The organism is Pseudomonas sp. KCJK9016, from assembly GCF_046231795.1.
Lineage (GTDB): Bacteria > Pseudomonadota > Gammaproteobacteria > Pseudomonadales > Pseudomonadaceae > Aquipseudomonas > Aquipseudomonas bananamidigenes.
In genome coordinates this window covers 1-738 of record NZ_JBJJMM010000068.1, presented here as the reverse complement: position 1 = coordinate 738, position 738 = coordinate 1, and the positions used below count along the sequence as shown (strand labels likewise).

General features: G+C 60.6%; 1 protein-coding gene. It reads left to right on the top strand.

Annotated elements, in window-relative coordinates:
- Positions 1-738 (top strand): Ig-like domain-containing protein (locus ACK6BI_RS28010; protein WP_409319663.1); only part of this gene is annotated, 738 nt, incomplete at both ends.

The window sequence follows — 738 nt, the reverse complement described above, 5'->3', positions numbered from 1 at the left end:
ACGGCTTGAACGTCGAGGGCGGCGAGCTGACGGTTTTCGAGAAAAACCTGAGCACCGGCAGTGCGCCGGATGCCACCGCGCTGACTCAAAGCGGCACCTTCACCATCACTGCTTTGGATGGAGTGACCACGCTCACCGTGGGTGGCATCGCCGTCGTGACCAACGGTGTCGCCGCAGGCTTCCCGCAATCGGTGACCACACCATTGGGCAGCACACTGACCATCACCGGTTTCAACGCCACGACCGGCGTCGTCAGCTACAGCTACACCCTCGACCACAACGACGCACACCCAACTGCCAACGGTGCGAACACCCTGAGCGAACAGTTCGCCGTTACCGTGGTGGATGACAACGGCACAACCGCCAATGCATCGCTGGACGTGAACATTGTTGATGACCTGCCCAAAGCGGTGGACGACAGCAATGCCGGCACCGCTTCGGAAACCAACCTGACGCTGACCGGCAATGTGCTGACCAATGACGTGCAAGGCGCCGACCGCGTACCGACCGGCCCGGTCACCGCCGGAACCTTCAACGGGACTTACGGCACGCTGGTGCTGAATGCCGACGGTTCCTACACCTACACTCTCAACACCAATGATGCCGACTTCAAGAATCTGCACGGCGGCGGCAACGGCACCGAAACCTTCACCTACACCATCACCGACTCGGACGGCGACACCAGCACCGCGAATCTGGTTTTGCAGATCCACAACAACGACGATCCGGTGATCATCA